The sequence below is a fragment of the Lysinibacillus sp. AR18-8 genome, from assembly GCF_001705465.1.
GTDB classification, from domain to species: domain Bacteria; phylum Bacillota; class Bacilli; order Bacillales_A; family Planococcaceae; genus Lysinibacillus; species Lysinibacillus capsici.
Genome location: NZ_MDGU01000015.1, coordinates 216,999 through 237,723, shown reverse-complemented (window position 1 = coordinate 237,723; position 20,725 = coordinate 216,999). Strand labels below are relative to the sequence as shown.

General features: G+C 37.4%; 18 protein-coding genes. 3 read left to right on the top strand and 15 right to left on the bottom strand.

Going from position 1 to position 20,725, the window contains the following annotated elements; translation table 11 throughout:
• Positions 1 to 17: 17 nt before the first annotated feature.
• From BFM98_RS13950 to BFM98_RS13935, 4 genes are all read right to left on the bottom strand, one after another.
• A complete protein-coding gene (locus BFM98_RS13950) occupies positions 18 to 572 on the bottom strand; it encodes a hypothetical protein (RefSeq protein ID WP_066037692.1) in 555 nt (184 codons plus the stop codon).
• Complete coding sequence (locus BFM98_RS24285; protein WP_254660039.1) at positions 565 to 1,683, bottom strand: hypothetical protein; 1,119 nt, start codon at positions 1,681 to 1,683, stop codon at positions 565 to 567. The genes BFM98_RS13950 and BFM98_RS24285 overlap by 8 nt, the downstream gene beginning before the upstream one ends.
• 468 nt (positions 1,684 to 2,151) lie before the next feature.
• The gene (locus BFM98_RS13940) at positions 2,152 to 2,961 is read right to left on the bottom strand and encodes a sulfurtransferase (RefSeq protein WP_048390032.1); all 810 of its coding nucleotides are present in this window, start codon (positions 2,959 to 2,961) and stop codon (positions 2,152 to 2,154) included.
• A gap of 10 nt (positions 2,962 to 2,971) precedes the next feature.
• Positions 2,972 to 6,583: a dynamin family protein gene (locus BFM98_RS13935; protein ID WP_066037691.1), complete on the bottom strand. Its 3,612-nt coding sequence runs from the start codon at positions 6,581 to 6,583 to the stop codon at positions 2,972 to 2,974.
• Positions 6,584 to 6,827: 244 nt separating this feature from the next.
• Here BFM98_RS13935 and BFM98_RS13930 point away from each other — a divergent pair, with 244 nt between their 5' ends.
• On the top strand, positions 6,828 to 7,250 hold the full coding sequence (locus tag BFM98_RS13930) for a DUF4183 domain-containing protein (RefSeq protein WP_066037690.1): 423 nt from the start codon (positions 6,828 to 6,830) through the stop codon (positions 7,248 to 7,250).
• 24 nt (positions 7,251 to 7,274) lie between these two features.
• On the top strand, positions 7,275 to 7,595 hold the full coding sequence (locus BFM98_RS13925) for a DUF4183 domain-containing protein (RefSeq protein ID WP_048390025.1): 321 nt from the start codon (positions 7,275 to 7,277) through the stop codon (positions 7,593 to 7,595).
• A gap of 32 nt (positions 7,596 to 7,627) precedes the next feature.
• Here the strand turns inward: BFM98_RS13925 and BFM98_RS13920 are convergent, their stop codons facing one another.
• The 11 genes from BFM98_RS13920 to BFM98_RS13870 all read right to left on the bottom strand — a co-directional run bounded on the left by BFM98_RS13920 (position 7,628) and on the right by BFM98_RS13870 (position 19,630).
• Positions 7,628 to 8,362, bottom strand: a complete 735-nt coding sequence (locus tag BFM98_RS13920) for a 5-oxoprolinase subunit PxpA (protein ID WP_083225375.1) — start codon at positions 8,360 to 8,362, stop codon at positions 7,628 to 7,630.
• Positions 8,362 to 9,225, bottom strand: coding sequence for a 5-oxoprolinase subunit C family protein (locus BFM98_RS13915; RefSeq protein WP_066037688.1), 864 nt, complete (start codon positions 9,223 to 9,225; stop codon positions 8,362 to 8,364). The genes BFM98_RS13920 and BFM98_RS13915 overlap by 1 nt, the downstream gene beginning before the upstream one ends.
• A 3-nt stretch (positions 9,226 to 9,228) precedes the next feature.
• Positions 9,229 to 9,924 (bottom strand): 5-oxoprolinase subunit PxpB, encoded by a 696-nt coding sequence (gene pxpB / locus BFM98_RS13910; protein ID WP_066037687.1) that lies wholly within the window; start codon positions 9,922 to 9,924, stop codon positions 9,229 to 9,231.
• On the bottom strand, positions 9,908 to 10,522 hold the full coding sequence (gene pcp, locus BFM98_RS13905) for a pyroglutamyl-peptidase I (protein WP_066037686.1): 615 nt from the start codon (positions 10,520 to 10,522) through the stop codon (positions 9,908 to 9,910). Before pcp ends, pxpB begins: the two co-directional genes overlap by 17 nt.
• Positions 10,523 to 10,527: 5 nt before the next feature.
• Positions 10,528 to 13,170: a M14 family metallopeptidase gene (locus BFM98_RS13900; RefSeq protein ID WP_254660038.1), complete on the bottom strand. Its 2,643-nt coding sequence runs from the start codon at positions 13,168 to 13,170 to the stop codon at positions 10,528 to 10,530.
• Between the two features lie 191 nt (positions 13,171 to 13,361).
• On the bottom strand, positions 13,362 to 14,264 hold the full coding sequence (locus tag BFM98_RS13895; protein WP_016991918.1) for an ABC transporter permease: 903 nt from the start codon (positions 14,262 to 14,264) through the stop codon (positions 13,362 to 13,364).
• Positions 14,264 to 15,196, bottom strand: a complete 933-nt coding sequence (nikB, locus tag BFM98_RS13890; RefSeq protein WP_066037685.1) for a nickel ABC transporter permease — start codon at positions 15,194 to 15,196, stop codon at positions 14,264 to 14,266. The genes BFM98_RS13895 and nikB overlap by 1 nt, the downstream gene beginning before the upstream one ends.
• A 67-nt stretch (positions 15,197 to 15,263) precedes the next feature.
• Positions 15,264 to 16,844, bottom strand: coding sequence for an ABC transporter substrate-binding protein (locus BFM98_RS13885; protein ID WP_066037684.1), 1,581 nt, complete (start codon positions 16,842 to 16,844; stop codon positions 15,264 to 15,266).
• Between the two features lie 32 nt (positions 16,845 to 16,876).
• A complete protein-coding gene (locus BFM98_RS13880; RefSeq protein WP_066037683.1) occupies positions 16,877 to 17,668 on the bottom strand; it encodes an IclR family transcriptional regulator in 792 nt (263 codons plus the stop codon).
• Positions 17,665 to 18,642, bottom strand: a complete 978-nt coding sequence (locus BFM98_RS13875; protein WP_066037682.1) for an ABC transporter ATP-binding protein — start codon at positions 18,640 to 18,642, stop codon at positions 17,665 to 17,667. The genes BFM98_RS13880 and BFM98_RS13875 overlap by 4 nt, the downstream gene beginning before the upstream one ends.
• Positions 18,617 to 19,630: an ABC transporter ATP-binding protein gene (locus BFM98_RS13870; RefSeq protein WP_175400757.1), complete on the bottom strand. Its 1,014-nt coding sequence runs from the start codon at positions 19,628 to 19,630 to the stop codon at positions 18,617 to 18,619. The genes BFM98_RS13875 and BFM98_RS13870 overlap by 26 nt, the downstream gene beginning before the upstream one ends.
• Before the next feature lie 483 nt (positions 19,631 to 20,113).
• Here BFM98_RS13870 and BFM98_RS13865 point away from each other — a divergent pair, with 483 nt between their 5' ends.
• Positions 20,114 to 20,575 carry a chemotaxis protein CheX gene (locus BFM98_RS13865; protein ID WP_004269332.1) on the top strand — a complete coding sequence of 154 codons (462 nt, stop codon included), beginning with the start codon at positions 20,114 to 20,116 and terminating at the stop codon, positions 20,573 to 20,575.
• Positions 20,576 to 20,725: the final 150 nt, after the last annotated feature.

Below are 20,725 nucleotides of genomic sequence, written 5' to 3'. Positions count from 1 at the left end.
ATAAAATGAATGGTGAGTCATTTTTGTAAGTAGGTAACAACAAAGGATTTGTTTTTTACATGTTTACGAAGTGCTAACACATGAAGAAATAATCGTATATTTACAGCCAATAAAAGCAATGCGCCTAGGAACAATAATCCCATCTGCCAATCATTTGTAACATTCATTAACAGCGTCCAACTTATAATGACAGCAAAGGTAATCGCTATATATTTTTTCATCACTCTTGTAGTGGAACCCTGTATATCGTGTTTTTGTTCAATGCTTAATAAAATTTTTCCAAATTCCATTATGATCAGCAATTTAATTCCTTGAATTAAAACCGTACTCCAATAGAAGAGAAGATGTGAAGAAAAGAAAGTACTCATCAAGGCAAGAATCATAGCGCAAGCCATATATTTGCTGATAGGTGTTTTTTCTTTATAGAATGAAAGACTTTTTAAATAGGCCCCATAAACAAGGATATCTTGTAGAAGATTAGCGTATTTAAAAACATTTAAATAGATAAATTGAAAAAAGAGCGCCACTGCAAACCATTGTAAAAGTTTTACCTGTTGTTTAGATTCACTCATTGTTTTCACGCACCTTTTTCACCAAATTCGACGTAAAATACGCTTGCGAATATACTCTTTTAGTTAAATAACCATCGGGGCCACTAAAACCTATGGACGTATTGATATCTAAAGGAGCTTCCTTCAATTGAATAGTCAGCTCCAAGCGTTGACCTTTCGTCACTGAAAAAGGGAAATCACTTGCTGTGTAGCGCTGATCGTTTAATCGCCATTCTTTCAACAGTATTTTATCCTCTAATGTAGCTGGAACATAAAATGCATCAAAAACTGCATCCTGCTGAAGGGTAAATGATATGATTTGTTCCGAATCATTTTGTGACTGACTATAGCTATTATTCATGATCTGATTTTCATCAATGAAGGTTTCCCTCGTAAAATGAATTGGGGCAGGTAATTTCACCCCGTCATTTAATACAAGATAAATAGTTTTACTTGCCATCACTTTTTTCATCGTGTTTAAATCAAACTGAAAAAAAGCTAATCGAATATTTTGATAGCGTAAATCTTGAGAAGTATCCAATGGATAATAAAAGCCATTGACTAGATTTGCTTGCTCTGTTTGATCATATACTATTGGTAATTGCACGTCTTCTGCCTGTAAATATTTCACATATCGATGGTCATCTTTGTTTGTAATATAGCGTACCTCTAAAGCATTCTGTAAGCTATCTGTAACTTCAATTGCAGCAGGAACCACTATCGGTTTTATGAATTGATGTTGTAAAAAAATCGTACTGTTACCGATCAGTAAAATCAAAACTATGGCAACACCAATCGTCTTTTTCTGATCAGCGCCAACTTTAAGCTTTTTCCTAGAGATGTACAGTATGATGCATACGCACAAAATAGCCAAAATCCAGTACATTGGCGAAGATAAATGATCTAATTGTGACATTAACGCACTAGCCCGATCATTATCTACGTGTTGTTCCCCCACCATGAATGCCACAAATCCACCCGTTGCAAGTGTTACAGCAACAGTCAAGACTTTAGGTACCCAGTGCAAAGGCTTATGCTGCTCTTTTGTTGCTTGTTCAATACCTTGTAGACTACGCTGATGTAACGATTCTGGAATGTCTATTTGATCCATCTGCTTTTTTAGATCGTTCACCCTTGCCCCTCCTGTTCCAGTGCCTGCTTTAATTTTTTAATGCACGATACAAAATGGTTTTCGTCGTCCCTGATTTAAGCTGCAATACCTGAGCCACCACCCGCTCACCCCCCTTTATCTATTAGACTATTAAACTATGCAATTTAGCTTTGCAAAACAGAAATTTCCTCATTTTATGTATTACTACCTGAGCATGCTCTCTCCACTTTGATGGATTTTTTGATCAAGTATAAAATTCTATCCCCTACTTTAAAAGGGGTATCCTTCACTTTTTCATTTTTATCCGTCACTTTGAACAGGTTATCCGCTACATTAAATTTTATCCGTCACTTTGAACGTTCTATCCTCCACTTTTTCTTCCTTATCCGCCAATCTGAGGAGGTTATCCGCTACATTAAATTCTAACCTCTACTTTACGCTCTATCCACCGCACTATAAAAAAACGCCCACCGAAGTGAGCGTTTCTTTTTATTCGTTTGTGCCTTTTTCCACGTCATATTCTGTAATCCAATCACTGAAGCTACCTACATATAATTGGATGTTGTCATAGCCTTCATCTGCTAATACGGCATAAAGTGGAGAGGCGGTTACGCCGCTGCCACAGTAAACCACAACCTGTTCATCAGGTGTAACTTTTTGACGTAATGCATCGTTTGCCTTTAGTTGACCATTTGACTTCAATTGCTCCCAGTCAAAGTTTTTCGCAGTTGGGATATGACCTGCTACTTTATCCAAAGGCTCTACTTCTCCTCGATACCTTTCAGCAGCGCGGGCATCGAGTAAAGTAGCTTTTACCTCTCCATCTACAATGGCTTTTACGGCTTGGCGTGGTGCATAAAGCTCATCTTTCCAATCAAACTCAATGATAGTTGGAGGATATTTAATAATATCCTTGGTAAAAGGAATTTTTGCCTCTAGCGCAGGGGCACCTCCGTTGACAATCACTACATTTGGGAAACCAGCATATGTTAGCATCCACCAGGCGCGTGGGGCAAATGGAGCTGCTCCTTGGTCATAAACTACAATCTGATCTTCATACCGTAATCCTAGTTCTTGAAAAACGGATGCCAATTTTTCTTTGCTTGGCATTGGATGACGACCTTCTTTGCTGTCCATATCCGATAACTGCTGTTCTAAATCAATATAGATAGCACCAGTAGCATGACCTTCCTCGAATGCTTTTTTGCCAGCCTCTTTGTCCTGAAGATCGAAACGAGCATCGATAAAACGGACGCCATCATACTGAATTTCATCCACTGATTTGAATACTTTTCCCATTAGAATCACCTCATGCGTATTGTAATTGTGCGTAAATCGCTTTCCAAGAAGCTAAACGACTCTCTTCTTGTAAGGCTAATCTTTCTGTGTCAATTTGTTCAAGCGCTTGATGATAAATATAGTAACGTAATTTTTCGGCTTCCTCTGCTATAAACGTAATCGCCCATGTCATGAGAGAAACTTTCTGTGCATCTAAATAATCTTGTGCATCTGGCTTTGTTACAGCTTCTAGTGCCTCACTTAGCTTCACTTTTTCATTCTTTTCAAAGAAAGCTTTTTGATTGCGGAAATGAGATTTTACGCTAGCATATTTGGAAATATCCGCAAACGGTCCTTCAAAATCCAATAAATTTGGCTCAGAGGATTCAAAGGCTAGGAATGAGAAGCTTCGATTTAACTCTTTCAATTCGCGCACTTCATCTTTAAAACGTTGTTGCATCTTTTTGCTAATGAATTGCGATAAACGGAAGTTTGTTACACGCATTTCTTGAGTAAAATCAAAACGCAAGCTTTGCATCACTTCTTTTAATGCATGCTCCAATGCTTGTTGTGCGGGCATTGCAGCAAAGGTAGAAGGATTGTAGCCTTCCTTAAAGAACTCAGGGTAACGATAATAAACACGCTGAAGAACATAATAGAGTAGCTCATCAAGCTCCTGCTTTGTTTCACTCTCTAACATGCTCGTATTCAGTACACTGTACTTCGATTGAATATGTTGTTCAAGTGTTGTTAATTCCTCTAGTCGCTCATCTTTACGTTTTAAGTTTTCCTCTGTTTGGGCAATTAAATCCGCCAAACGTTGCTCTGTTTTATCAACTTCCTCTGCAAGAGCTTGAACGGCTAATGCACTCAATTCATCATTTAAGAATGTATGGAAGTCGCTTTCAAACGGTGGCATCCCTGATGTTAAATCCGCACCTTCTACCTTTTCCTTCAACGCTAAAAGACTAGATACCCCATATAGTCTTGGGAAGCGAATGCCAAAGCGTTGTAACTCTGAGCGTACATAGCCTTTTACATCTTCCTGTTCTTCATCCGTTGTTGCCAAATCAATTGCATTGACAATAAAGAACATTTTATCAAGCTCAAATGCATCCTTCACACGACCAAGCTGAATTAAAAACTCGCGGTCAGCTTTGGCAAAGGCATGGTTATAGTACGTAATAAATAGGATGGCATCAGCATTACGAATATATTCAAATGCTACGCCTGTATGGCGGGCATTAATAGAGTCCGCTCCTGGCGTGTCAACAAGTGTCACGCCCATACGTGTTAATGGACTATCATAATAGAAGTCGATATTATCAACAAAGCAAGATTTATTTTCTTGTGCTACAAATTTTTCAAACTCTTCACGGTCTACGCGGAGGATAGAACCAAACTCAGACTTAAAGGTTGGATAGCCTTCTTTATAGGCACGAATAAATGATTTATGAACATTTAAGCGTTCGTCCGTTAACTGCACTGCAAGCCCTTCATCAGCACGATTATAGGCTTCCTCCAATGTCGATACAGACAAACCAATCGCCGCATAGGAACCTTGAATATCCTCTAGCATTTGTTCCGCAGTTTTAAGCTGTACATCCGCTGTTTCATGTGGGTGTTCAGGTGTAACTGGACGAATTTTATTGATGGCCGCAGTTGTTGGGTTTGGTGATACAGGTAACACCTTGGCTCCCATTAAAGCGTTTGAGAAGGAAGATTTCCCAGCACTAAATGCGCCAAACAATGCAATAGTAAAATCCTTTTTCTGTAGTCGTTCTACTTTATTTTCAAGGTATTGGGCTACTTCAGCAAAGCCTTGCACCTCTTTGACTGCATTGGCAGTATGGAGTGCACGATTAATCACACCATCGATTGGTAGAGTCGTTGCACTAGTAGCTTGCTGAGCTTCCTCTTGTTGGATGATTTGCTCTTTTGGCTGCAACATGGACTCGTCAAATAGACGAATTTCTGCTAAATCTTGCTTAAATGATTGTTCCCAATTTGTAAGCTGTTGATTGGCAACTTTACGAATTTCATTGCTCGCTTGATGCATAGTGCTTGCACTATATTGCTGATAGCCTTCAATTTCAAGGACCGCATTAATGGCATCTACTTTGTCCTGCATACCCGCCATTTTTAATTTTGATGGTGCGGCAGTTTCTGTGGCTACAGCTTCAAGAGTTGTCGCTTGCGCATTTTTCCAGCTATCTGTCTCCTGAATGAAATAGCGCTTTGTTGCTTCTGCGATACGGTTAGCGAAGTTTAACACAGCATCACCTGTTAAAATAGCGCCTGTTTGAACTTGCTGCTCAATCAATGAAAAAGGTAAGTCAAATACATAGGCATCAATAGCAGCGGCACGTTCCTCATTTAATGCACCAACGTCCTTCAATGCCTTTTTCATAAGACCTTTTAAATGCCCCGTGATTTGTGCATGGACCACATTTTGATAGGCACTATACGCATTTTCTTTACGTCTGTTTCGCTCTTCCTCTGTTTTTTTCTTTGCAGTAAAGAGCCCTCCAACTTTAAAGCCTTCCTGCATGCTTTCTAAATAAAGGCGTAAGTGATCGCGTAAATCAGCTGGCATAATTGCAGCATTCGCGAGCAACTCCTTACGTTGCTCCTCAAACGTTTCGTTCCAAGCTTCTACTGAAAATAATTCAACCTGACGATTTAATTTATTGTATTGCTCTAATATATCTTGATGGTGTGCCCAGTCATCCGCACTTAAAATTTCTTCATCAATTGCTAAACGATCCTGTCTTTCTTCCATTAAATAATTGTCATGCTCGCTTTGCAATAAACGCAATGTATTCGTAGCTGTTTGCACAAGCTGCTCCTGCCAGTCATTCATACTGTCCATCACGATTTTCTTTACTGCCTCAAAATCATTATGTGGATGCTCTGGCTCTCTTAATGATGTAAAGAAAACACCCTTCGGTACAACACCCCATGCTGCAAAGGACTGATGAACAGTTGCTTTAAATTCTTCGAAGCTCAATTCATTATCCTTATGCTTATCAATCATATTGACAATTAAATAAACATTTGGATTATATTTCATTAATTGCTTTGTGAATTGGAAATTTAATTCCGACTGCACATGGTTGTAGTCCATTGTATAAAATACGATATCGGCAATATGTAATGCTGATTCCGTTGACATGCGGTGTGCATCATCTGTGGAGTCTACCCCTGGCGTATCCATTACAGTAACACCTAGTGGTAATGTAGAGGCACTGTGTCCAATCTCAATCTGTGACACTAAATCCCCATTTTTACTTAGCTCTTTTACTGTTTTAAAATCATAGCCAGCCTCAAATTTTACGGGCTTTTCATTGTGCATATAAACAATTGCATAGTCTTCCTCTGATTTATGAACTTTGACGATGTTCGCACTTGTTGGAATTGGACTAGATGCCAGTAGATTTTCACCAGACAGCGCATTAATCATACTGGACTTCCCTGCAGAGAAATGGCCTGCAAAACCAATCACATACTCTTTTTGCTGAATTTTTCGAGCAAAAAGTGATGTTTTATCCATACGCTCTGTATCACCATTATGCTGATAAATTATGTATTGCAAAGAGGCTTGCTTTAATAGCCCCTCCAATTGTTGTTCAAAATCTTTCATGAAACCAGTAACCCCTTTTTCATTAATTATTCATAATTAGTATTCTACCTTATTCAACTAGCAAAGTATAACACTAATTTAAAGCATATATGCCAACGTTTCCATCCTTACAAAAACATGTTTATACAAAAAATCTATGCCAAATGATAGATGGTCAACTAGTTCTTTTTATATTTACTTCATATTTTATAGTAAGCATATTCGGGGCAAAGTTATATTTTTTATGAAGGGAGTGTGATGCCATATGATAAATCCTAAGTCTCATCAAATCATTGAAAAATATTGTTCATGTAACTGTGAGGATCGATTTATCTGGCCCCGTATAAAAGCAACAAACGGAATACCCATGGTTCCTCCTGAAGTAGTCCCTGAAGGTATGATTATACCAACGATCCAGCGATATTTTTATATCGTTACAGCTGATCTTGATCTATCGAATGGGGCAACTCTTCCAGCCAATCTCTTTTGGAATGATGAAGCAAATTCTGTTACTGAGTTTACAATTTTTTCACCTAATGGTTACGTTAACCTTTATATTAATGCAGTAATGCAGGAAGGCGGTATTTATTCGGTAACGCCAGCCTCCCTGACAATCGTACCTTATAATGCGACATTGTATAGAGGAACACCCATTATTATTGAATCGCTAGGCTTTACAACGAAATAAAGGAAATGAAAGGAGGTGAATTGGGTGGCACTTTCCATTATTAATATTCACGTCAATGTAACAGGTAGTTCTACAAGGTTTTTTAACGTCTTAGCTGCACCCCTTGTCATTGCAGATGGCACAACAGTCGCTGCAACAACGTTTTTAAATGATAGCGGTACAGCCGCAACAGCATTCCCAGAAGTCGCAAATGGTTACTATAACTTATATATCAATGGTGTTCTTCAGGAGGGTGGTGCCTATACAGTTTCTACAACTGAAATAACGTTTAATACTGTCACAGGTACACTTTCTGCTGGTACGCCAATTGTGCTCGAAGCTGTGGAGCTAGTGACAACAATCTAAATAAAATGGATGCCTTGTTTAGGGCATCCATTTTATTGTAATTGCTTTCTGAGACCTGCAATTTTTTTGGCGTAATCTATCGCACGTGGGCCATCTCCGTGAATACATAAGGTTTGCACCGCAACTTTAATTTTTTGGGACTCGACCGACAACACTTCATTAGCAGTCAAAATACCTTTTACATGCACTAGCATTTCTTCTTCCGATTGTATTAAGGCATTTGGTTCCTGTCTGTTCACTAATGTGCCATTATCGTTATAGCGTCGATCCGAAAAAACCTCCTCATATACTTGAAGCCCTATGTCTCTAGCAATCTCTACGATGAGGCTACCAGATAAGGCATATAAAATAAGGTGTGGATTAAAATCATACACTGCATTGACTACAGCCAACGCTTTTTCACGGTCGTTCGCGCATTGATTATAAAGTGCGCCATGTGGTTTAACATGATGAAGCGTACCATTTTCAATCTGCACAAATGCTTGTAAGGCACCAATTTGATAAACCATCATATCGTAAATTTCACCTGGGCTACATTCCATGTTACGGCGACCAAACCCCTCTCGATCTGGATAGCCTGGATGCGCACCAATGTGAACGTTTTTACGAATGGCGCTGCGTACAATTTGATGCATAATTGAATGATGACCCGCATGATAGCCGCATGCAATGTTGATGGAAGTTACATAGTCTAATAATTCTTCATCCTTACCCGTGATAAAAGCATCATAGCTTTCACCTAGATCACAATTGATATCAATTGACATCATGTTTCCTCCAGTACAAAGTGAATTGTGTTAAACATACGCATTTGCGCTACTTTATGTAAATCTTCTTCATGAACTGTTGCGATAATAGGATAGCCTCCTACTGTTTGAGCATCAGCCATTAGGATAATGGGATCACCACTTTGCGGCACTTGGATTGTTCCGAACTGTGTAGCTTCTGACAGAATATCCTTCATTTCCTGAAGTTGTAAGGCAGGTCCTTTTATGTAGTAGCCCATACGATTGCCGCCGATAAATTGAAAAGGATTTTGTAAAAATTGTTGCTGACTCTTTTTTGTAAATAAATGAAAGTGTGGTCCTTTAAACAATCGAACCGTAATAGAACTGTCAAAATGTGGACGATAGGATGGATATAGCCCTCTATTATATTTTAAAGACGATGATACCTGCCCATACAAAATACTTCCTTTTGTAATTCGTGTTCCCAAATTGCCAAGGGGGAGGCAAGATTGGCTACCAAGCTCATCGGTTGTATGAAAACCTCCTAATGGAGTTAAGTAAACAATAGAGCCTTGATGGACACCCTTGATAGATAATCTATCTCCCCTCGTTAAATGGAATGTTTTCCACATTTCGATTGGTACATGATTAACCAAGCATGTACTATGCCCCCCTGTTAATACATAGACACCATCAGCAAGCGCCTCAAATTCAAAACCACCAACAAACATTTCAAAAGACGTTTGATCATGGTGATGATGTAAGATTCTTTGAGCTGCATTAAACGATCGATGATCCATTGGACCAGATAACGGAATACCAAATGCCCGATAGCCGTACCTTCCTTTGTCTTGTAAGCTACCATAAACCCCTTGTTTTGTTACGATCAGAAGTGGCTTCAAACGCTACACTCCTTTGCTTTTCATTTCCCAAAATTGCTGTTTGGTTATTTCATAAAACTGAACTTCATCACCAAGTTCAAATAAAAATGGCTCTTTGCCATGAACATCAAATAAATCCAAAGGTGTTTTCCCTATAATATTCCAGCCACCAGGTGAATCGACAGGATAGATTCCTGTTTGTCCACCCCCAACCCCAACAGAGCTTGCCGATACAGATGCCCTTGGTTTCTGTAAGCGTGGCACAAATAATTTAGAATCAAGCTCGCCTAAGTAAGGAAAGCCAGGTAAAAAGCCGATTAAATACACATAATAGCTTTTGGACATATGCAATGTTTTAATGTCCTCAAAAGGTAAACCTGTGAATTTCATGACGCGCTTTGAATCTAAGGCAAATTCCTCATCATAGCAGACGGGTATTTTTAAAAATCGATTCGTTCCTTTATCAATTGTTGTGGAGGCTTGCATCTCAAGCCACTGCATTTCTAAATGTTCAACATCTATTTTTTGTTTAATATAAGCTGTTACTGTATGGTAGCTTGCAACACTTTCAACTAGGTTATGTCGTAGCTGCAGTTTCAGAAAACGATTAAACGTTTGGACCGCATGAAAGTTTGAGTGGGAGATTTCCTCTTTGAATGCAAAACGAATAGTATGTTGACTAATCCACATTGAATGCGGAAAATCAATGATTGCTTGCACGTGCCGTCTCCTCAATACAAAGCTGTACTGCAGCTATCAAATCTCCGATATGCCAGCCGGGAATTTTGCCATGTTGGATGGCCAGCTCAAATGATGCTGGAATATGAATAAAGCCTGCACGAACCCCTTTATGTTGCTGTGCATAAGCAAGCCCCTCATACATAATGTTATTACACAAGTATGTACCCGCTGTATTGGAGATTTCCGCTGGATATCCTTCAGCCTGCAAACGATTTACCATACTGCGAATCGGTAAGTTTGTTAGATAAGCATCTGCCCCCTCCTCATAGATACGCTCATCAACTGGTGTATAGCCATTATTATCAGGCTCTCCGTCCTTCACATTAATGGCAATGCGCTCTGGTGTTACTTTAAAACGACCTCCTGCTAACCCTAATGAAATGATGATTTGTGGTTTCACTTCTTCTATATGTTGTTTTAATTGCTCCGCTGATTGCTGAAAATCTACAGATAGAATTCGTCCGACGATATCATAGCGATCTATCTTCTTTCCATTTAATGCTTCCACAATTTGCATTGTTGGATTTATTTTATAATCAAGAAATGGCTCAAACCCTGTTACTAATATTTTTGTCATATTTGTCACCTGATTTCTATCGGACGTTTTTTAAAGTAGCGTCCAAATTGTTTAATTTTAGTTACTTTAGTAGAAAGTGCTGCTTCAATAATAGCTTGATTAAATAATTTATGTGCTTCAATACAAGAAGTTAATTCTTCATCGTAAACAATTTCATCAGACACTTCAGAAATGATATCTAAAGCCACCCACTGCGGGTAGCGTAATATACTTACAGATGCGTATGTTGGCGTAACTTCCATACTTCGATAAAAATTTATATTTCCCATTTCTTCAATGGGGTACTTTTGCGGATCCCACTTTGTGCCATATTTATAGTAGCGTTCACGCCAATAAGTATTTTCTTGGGCAAATATTGTACCCTCAAAAATCATATTCACTTTTTCAGCTACTTGTTCTAGATTTGTAGCCTGGACTTCCCTCGTATCATAATCCGCATAACGACCAATTCCGTAGATCTTGGCACTTGGAAGCGTGTAAGAAACAGGGAAAATAGGTGGACATGCATATCCTGCGAATGGTTGAACCCATTCACGAGCAGGGATACCATGATCATCAATCACTATATCAGGTGCCCATTTTTTTAAGATGAGTGGTAAAACATTTGCTTCACCAAATACACTTTCTTGGAATTTGACATAGGCAAACTCTAAACCTACCGCATTAAATCTTGCAGCATGATGTTTCCATTTTGGATGTTCTTTTGTCAAGCTCTCCATTATTTCATAACCATCTGGATTTGATAGCGGAATAATGATTATATTAATCTTTTTTAAGATTTCAGGATGGTGACAAATAATATCTTCCATAAGCTCTAATATTGCAGGTGTACTAGATACTTCGTTTGGATGATGGCCAGCTTCAAAGACAATCGTATGCTTTTCATCCGATTTTTTAAGTCCTGAATAAAAGTCACTAGTAATAGGCTCAGTTACTTCAAAAAATGGAATGACATTCCCTTTGTAAGATATATCCCCATAATTTAGTTTGACCTCAGAATAATTTTGATACCGAGTGGATAGTTGATAAACATTTTTAATATTGTATTTTAAATTATCATTCATTTCCATTACTTTCAGATAATTACCTAAATACATTTCTACTGTTTCAAATTGCCCCTCTTGGTTAAATAAAATTCTTTTTGTAACTGGAACTAAATTGGTTTTTTCATGCCATTTGTATGCGCGTATTACACTTTTAATAGGCTTATAAATATTTTCCTCTATATGAATAAAGGGAATAATACCACCAGGAGCTTGATAAGGTTGATTAACTAATCGGCGACCGAGCTCATTAAAATAATCAAGCGTGTTAAAATAAAGGTCTTCGTATAACGCTTCAAAGGACGAGTTTGCTTCTTGCTTCACGTTTAGTTCTTCTTCAATTCCAGATGAAGTAAAGTCAATTTCGATGCGATCAAATAAAGGGAACAATTGTCCTTGATCACGATTTGTTACATCAATATTTAATTTTCCTACTATCTGAGGAAGTAACTCATTGATATACGTTTTATAGAAACGCTCGCGATCTGACAATATTGCATTTTCTTGAACCAGTTTTCCATCTTCAAATAACCTATATCCAGCTGTAGTTGGATAGACTTTTCTCTGACCATCAACATAATCCAATTCACTAATCAGCGGATTTAATTCAGCAATTAATAGATCATCAACATAGACACTATAGATGTGCTGCTGTGTGCTTGAAAGCTCAAATTGTACATGTTCTTTCGGTATACCATATTGCATTTCAATCAATTCATCCACAGGGTAAAGTTCCATAATCCAGCGATTATGTTGTTCTAACCCATTTTTATTAACCCCATCTTTACATATTATTTTTACTTGTTCAAAATGACCCGAAATAGATGGAAGTACTTCCTCTAATATCCAGTATAACCCTGTTTTAAATGCAGAGCGAACTGTAATTGTTTTTAAATTTGAAAATTTCTTATACAAATCTACACTATATTCATCTCGATTTTTTTTAGAAGCTGTAAGATAGATTTCAGCATCAAGCATTTTATTTGGTTCATCTTGCAAAGCATTTAAAATATACGATGCTTCCGATTCATCTTCCCATGTTGTTTCATACAATAAATCTGCTATATTCACTTGTTTTTCGTTTAGCTCCCAAACACCAAATAAGCCACCTTCAGACACATGCTTTTCTTTTGCTATGGAATGTAGGACAGTCGGTAAGCAATCTTTTGTACCACAAATTTGAATAACGTTTCTAGTACTTAACTCCATTAAATTTGCAGTTCCTTGCTTGATATCAATCGTGAAATGTCGATGTTCTTCTGTAACAACTGGTAAAGAAACAGAGGTAGCATACAGTCCTAAACGTAATGCAAGATAGCAAACTTCTTTTATAATGGCGTTTGACATTATTTCTTGTTGTAAATTAATTTTCACACTTAAATGCTGTTGTGGATGTGCCTCGTCCTTCTCACCAGTTCCATAGGCTGACCACAGATGACTTAAACTTTCATAATAAGAGGATGGAATATCCGTATGGGTTTCGGCCACTCCTTCACTTGCTATCGTACTTAACAACGTTGACAGCGAAGACTCAGTCTCATAATAGAGTGTAAAGATAGACCCATTCTGTGAAATAAATGTACTACTATGTTGTAAAAATTCCATTGAGTACTGCTGATTAGACGCTTGAAATAAATCAAAATCTATTTCATTTGACTCTAAGCCTAACCTCGCACAAAAATTAATCAATCCGATTGGAACAAGATTTTTAGGTAAGTTTATAAATAAAGAAGGCTTTTTTATGGTTTCATTCTTATTAAATAAAATTGAAAATATTTTAGAGTTCACAATATCACCTAAACTTTCATATTTGGATCTAAGCGATCTCGTAGCCAATCTCCTAGTAAATTAAAGCCTAGTACAGTTAACATAATTGCAATACCTGGAAATACGGAAATCCACCAAGCTGACGTCATATAATTCCGACTGTCTGCTAACATTCCGCCCCACGAAGGTACTGTCGGTTCAACACCTAACCCTAAAAATGTTAGTGAAGCCTCTAATAAAATAAACTCTGCGATACACATCGTTGCTAACACTAAAATCGAAGAAGCAACATTTGGTAAAATGTGCTTAAGGATAATTTTAAAATGTGTGCCTCCGATTGCCTTTGCAGCCTGTATATATTCTTGTTCCTTTAGAGCTAAAATCTCCCCTCGAATTAGCCTAGCAAAACTAACCCAATATGTAAGTCCAAGAATAATAATGATTTTTTCAATCCCTGTTCCAAATACACTCATAATGACAATTGCTAGTAAAATAAATGGCAGACCTAATTGAACTTCAGCTAACCTCATAATTAAATCGTCCATCCATTTCCCAAAATACCCTGACACAATTCCAAGAAATGTTCCAAGGACTAACGAAATGAGCACACCACAAATACCTACCAAAAGGGAAATACGAGCACCATATATAATCCTACTGAGTAAATCCCGTCCCACTTGGTCTCCCCCCAGTAAATATTGTGATTTACCAGTATCATCTAACCATTTAGGCAAATCTAGACGATGTCCTAAGCTAGCTGCTCCTGGATCATGTGGAGCAATATAAGGGGCAAATATCGCACATAGAATAGTCGTGACAACTAATAATAGACCGATTATCCCAGTTGGATTATTTTTAATAAACTTTAAAATACTTATTATTCTACTAACCTTTTTTATTTCGACTGTTTCTGCTTCCATTATCTGTGTCATTAATTGTCACCTCTTCCAGTGCGTATTTTTGGGTTAATTAATGAATAACATAAATCAACAATTAGATTGACAGCAATCATGATAAGAGCTAGGAGAATTACCCCACCCTGTACGACTGGATAATCTCGTTGATTAATAGAATCAACAATTAATCTTCCGATTCCTGGCCAAGAAAATACTTGCTCTACAATAACAGCCCCCCCTAAGAGTCCACCGAACTGTAACCCAACAAACGTCACAGTTGGCAATAAGGCATTGCGAAAGGCATGTCGAATAATGACAAGCCATTCTCTAATTCCTTTTGCTCGAGCAGTTGTCACATATTGCATTTTAAGCACTTCAAGCATAGAGGTACGAATTAATCGAACTAAAATACCAGATAAAATCAGACCCAATGCAATGGATGGAAGGATCAATGAGCTAAACCCATCAAAGCCCGATACAGGTAACCATTTTAACTGAACAGCAAAGATCAAGATTAGCATAAACGCTAACCAAAAATTAGGGAAAGAGATACCTAATAAAGAAAAAATACGACCAAAAATATCAATGGACTTGCCTTTATAAACTGCAGATAGGATACCGATAGGAATAGCGATTAACAATGCTACAGTCATCCCCCCTAAAGCAAGTGCTAGTGTTGGCCATGCTCGTTCTAACAACATTTCCAAAACAGGACTATTCGAACGATACGATGTACCAAAATCAAGCGTTACTAAATCTTTCATGAATATGATATATTGCTCCCAAATAGGTTTATCTAAACCCAACTTTGCTGTCAGTTCCTCTACTGCTTGTTGTGAAGGTTCCCCAGCACCGAACATGATGCTTACGGGATCCCCCGTTAAACGAATGGCGAAAAATATAATTAATGAGACAGCTATTATCACCAACACTGTATGCGATATACGTCGTAGTATATAGGAAAGCATAATTCCATCCTCCTAATTTGAAATGAAAGAGATAGTATGACAAGCATACTATCTCATAATTTTTTACTTACTCGACAGTGACACCTTCAAATCTAAAGCGGCCATCATGAGGTGGTTGGAAATCTTTTATTCGTTTATTCACTGCGTATATTTCAACCTCAGAATATAAATTAACTTCTGTAGCATCTTCATATAACACTTCTGTCAGCTCTTTAAAGATTTTTTGACGCTCCTCATTATTAATCGTTGCTCGCTCTGCCGTTAATAATTGTTCAACTTTTTCATTTTTATAGGATGGATTCCAGAATTCCCCTTCGTGATACATTAAATAAGCTGTATTATCAAAATCTAAAGTCCAACCACCCCAGCCATTTTTATACATTTGACCAGCTTTCCCTTGTGGTATTAACTCTGATTGGAATGTAGTATTTTCCACACTATTAATAGAAACTTTTAATCCCACTTCTTGTAAATAAAATGCTACTGCTTGGGCTATTTCTTTAAAAGTTCCATCCGTACCTGGAATAAAGAATTCAAGAGTAGTACCTTCAGGAACCTTAGCTTCGGCAAGTAATTTTTTTGCTTTTTCTGGATCATATGGATATGGCTCTAAATCTTTGTTATAGCCAAAAGATAGATTACTTTGGAACGAACTAATGAGGTTGCCATAGCCACCTAAAATTTCTTTCACTATTGTTTCCTTATCAATGGCATAGTTAATCGCTTGACGAACACGTACATCATCTACAGGCTTTTGTGCTGTATCAAAACGAATTGAATACGCTGTAGGAGTGGACACATCCTTTAATTCAATGAAATCAGTTCCTTCTGCTGTTGCTGCTTGCGAAACCTCTAAACGTGTCATAATATCAATATTTCCTGTTTGTAATTCTGCCAGTGCCGTCGCTGTTTCTGGAATCACTTTAAATGTTACTTTATCTAGTTTAATAGCATCTTTATTCCAATAATCTTCATATCGCTCAATAACTACTTGTTTATCACGTTGATAATCAGTCATTTTAAATGGACCCGTACCAACCGGCTTCATGTCAAAATTCTCTGCACCCTGTTCTTGGATATATTTAGGTGGTACGATGACAGCACCATATCCTGAAAGTTTAGTCAATAATACTGGGTCAATGGCATTTAGGTGCATAGTGACTTCATAGTCACCTGTCACTTCAACATTGTCAATCGACGTATAGTTTGAATATTGCGGTCCTTGTTGACCTTCTTCTCCTAGTAGACGATCAAATGTAAATTTAACTGCTTCCGCATTAAACGGTTCGCCATTATGGAAGGTAACACCTTGTCGTAATTTAAACACAATCGTTTTATCATCTATATATTCCCATGATTCCGCTAACCCTGGTTGAATTTCTAAATCTAAAGAACGACTTACTAATCCTTCAAATATCGATGTTGCTACTGTACTCCAAGCAAGTAAAAATGTATCAATTGGGTCCCAGTTTTGTGGGTCTCCTGCCACACGAATAACTAATTCATTTCCACGTGTTGCTGCTGGATTATCACCAGATGATTTGCTACTATTTTTACTTTCGTCTTTTGATGATGTACCGCCACTACATGCTGTTAAAACAACCATCATACAAACAAGTAATAGCGCAATCCATTTTTGTTTCTTCATACATTGTTCATCCCCTTTTGTATTTGTGCTATCTATACGCCATAAGGATATGGCATCGAATAACCTAGTTCAGCAGATATTGAAGCTGCCGTTTCCCACAGACCTTCTAAAAATGCATTTATTTTTTCTTTTGGTATGAGTGTCTCTATGCCCGCTATACTAATCGAGTATTCTACTTTGCGTTCGCTATTGAAAATCGGTACGGCTATTGATACAGTACCTTCTTCCAATTCTGACACGCTGTAGGCATAGCCATTTTTTTTTCCAAATTCAATTAGTTCGAATATCTCTTCATCAGTAACAGGTGTTCCACTAGCATATTTTTTACGAGTTTTTTGAAGTACCTCACTAATTTTTTCTTCTGATTGAAAGGATAAAAGTATTCGTGAACAAGCGCCTGCATAAAGAGGTGCTCTTCTCCCCACCCGTGTATATAATAAAACTGGTTTTAAACTTTCGATTTTTTCGATATAAAGACCATCTGTTTCATCCAGTATGCTTAGTTGAACAGCCAAGTCAAACTTCTGTTGCAACATCTTCATATATGGTATAGCCAAAGAACGAATTTCAATTGAATTTGCAGCAATTGCACCTAATTCAATGAGTTTATTCCCAAGTAGATAATGATCACTCAATACTAACTGTCCACCGCTTTGAACGTAAGGACGTTTTAATACGCCTAAATCTGTAAATGTTTTTAAAAACCTATGTAAAGTCGGTTTAGGAATATCTGTTTCGATCGCTAGCTCGTCTAACCGCCAAGAAGGTTTTTCTTCAGTAAATAACGTTAAAATATTAATACCTTTTTCCAATGTTTTGCTCATGTTAATCGCTCCATTTGCTCTTCATAAAGTAAACAGGAAACTTCATGCTTATCGCCAATTTTTTTTAATTTTGGAGGTGTCACTTTACATATTTCCATGCAGTTTGGGCATCGTGTATGGAATGTACAGCCCGATGGTGGATTAGCAGGATTGGGAACATCTCCACTTAGCACAATTCGCTCCTTTATTTTTGAAGGATGAGATTTTGGTAATGCCGATAGTAAAGCTTTTGTGTATGGATGTTTAGGATTATTAAATAATTCGTGTTTATCTGCCATTTCCACTAACTTACCTAAGTACATTACCCCTATGCGGTCACAAAAATGATGCACTACACTTAAATCATGTGATATGAAAATGTAGGTAAGGTTCATTTCCTTTTTTAAATCTTTCATAATATTTAATACTTGAGATTGAATGGAAACATCCAGAGCAGATACTGGTTCATCTGCAACAATCAATTTTGGATTGGACACTAATGCTCTAGCAATTCCAATCCGTTGTCTTTGACCACCCGAAAATTCATGTGGAAAACGTTCTAACTGCTTTTGTGTAAGTCCAACCTGTTTGGCTACTTCATAAACGCGTTGTTTTCTCTCTTCCTTTGTACCTATTCCAAAATTCACCAAAGGTTCTTCGATTATTTTAAACACCTTCATACGAGGATTAAGGGAAGAAAAAGGATCTTGAAAGATGATTTGCATATCACGGCGCTTTTGACGTACCTCTTTTGGGCTAAGAGTGGCAATATTTTCTCCATTCAGTAAAATTTCACCCTCAGTAGGTGTTAGAAGTTGAATTAATGTTTTACCCATAGTGGACTTCCCGCACCCAGACTCTCCGACAATTCCTAAAACCTCACCCTCATTTACAAAAAATGAAACATCATCTACTGCTTTTAAATGACCTGAACGTGATCCTTTAACTGAAAAATATTTCTTTAAATGTTTAACTTCTAACAATGGACTGCCCATTGACAATTCCCCCTCCTACTTCGTTCTCTTCGTACAGCCAACATCTAACTTTGGTACCCATAGAGGTTGTATATAGATCAGGCTTCTTTTTACATTGATCTGTTGCAAATTCGCAGCGATCGAAAAATCTACAACCTGAAGGCATATCGGATGGTGATGGCACCACCCCTTCAATTGATGGAAGGTACTCTTGTTCTGATTCAATGTCAGGCAATGAATTTAATAACCCCTTTGTATATGGATGAAGCGGATAATTAAACAAATCTAGCACTGTTGCCTCTTCAACAATTTCACCAGCATACATCACAATTACTTTCTCACATATTTCTGCTACTACACCAAGATCATGGGTAATTAAAATGATGGACATATCTAATTTTTCTTGTATGTCTCTCATTAAATCTAAAATCTGAGCCTGGATTGTCACATCTAATGCTGTAGTAGGCTCATCTGCAATTAATATTTCTGGTCCACAAGCCAATGCCATGGCGATCATAACCCTTTGTCGCATTCCTCCTGATAATTGATGAGGATATTCATTTACTACTTTATCTGGTCGTGGAATACCTACGAGACGAAGCATATCAACGGCACGTTCATGAGCTTCTTTCCTTGAAATTTTTTCATGACTATGAATCATTTCCATAATTTGTGAACCAACCTTATATACTGGATTGAGCGAACTCATTGGTTCTTGAAAAATCATAGAAATTTTTTTCCCACGAATCTTTCGCCATTCCTTATTCGATTTTTTATTAATTTGTTTTTGATCTATGTAAACTTCTCCACCTTGCCAGTTAACCCCAGCAGGTAACAATCCCATAAGTGAAAGTGATGTCATGCTTTTTCCACACCCTGATTCCCCTACAATCCCCAAAGTTTTTCCTTTTTCAAGTTGAAATGATACTCCATTCACAATGGCAATATCTTTTTTATTTTGTTGAATACCTATTTTCAAATCGCTTACTTCTAAAATATTCAAACTCATTTCCCCCTCCGTTCCAAAATATGAAACGCGATTCCATTTTTTAAAATCTTAACAGAAGAAACTTAGTTATTTCAATAGTTTTCAGAAAAAAATAAAAATTCCTCTTAATTAAATTATTCTGAAAAAACATTTAATCTAGCGCTGCATTCCTAGAAATACAAAAAAACATGGTCCGAATATTCGGACCATGCCTAAACATGTTTATCAAGTATTAGCTCTTATTTCAAATGTGCAGTTGCCTGGTTCATGACGTATTTTCCAACTCCAATATAGATCACTACAGCTGCTCCAATTAATACGAAAGTCATTGCGAACCGCTCCTTCTTAGTTATTTTTCGTTAAGTTTTCAGACGTTTACATTGAATTTGAAAATCATTCTCATTAATATATTATAAATTTCATGTGAATTCGTCAAGACATACTTTCATCTTACCCTTTTTACATGGTAAGATGTAGAAAAGTCGGAAAAAGGATGCGGTAATGATGAGTAATTCGAAGTACTTTCAAACTATTTTAAACGGGACAATTCACGCTTTAAAAACCATTCTTCCTATGGATATAGAAGTAAAGTCGCCTAGTATTATTTCTGAACCCTTTCAACAGCAACAAATGGGCGTATTAATTGGCTTAATCGGAGATTTAAAGGGACGCGTCATCATTGACTCCTCTCCCGAAGTGTTCAGCGGGATCGGTAGTACCATGTTTGGTATGCCGCTTGAAGGAGAAATGCTAGAATCTTTTACAGGGGAATTTGGTAACATGATTGCAGGAAATTTATGTACAGCTGTTGGGCAAGAAAGCTTAGAAATTGATATCACTCCGCCAACGGTGATGGTGGGCAATACAAAATTATATGGCTTTGAAAAGGCATTTGCACTCCCAGTTTCGGTCCCAAGCGTCGGTGCCCTAACAGTTCTATTAACAATTGAAGAAGAAGCGGAATAGCGCTTAGTAGGTTTTAGTCTGTTACAAATAAGACATTATATGCAAGACATTCAGCATTTATTTGTAAGATTTGCCGTTCGCCCAAAAGGAATAAGAAGGACTGTTCTCCTTCCTTAAAATCTATTATTTTTATTAAAAAAAGTTTATTAT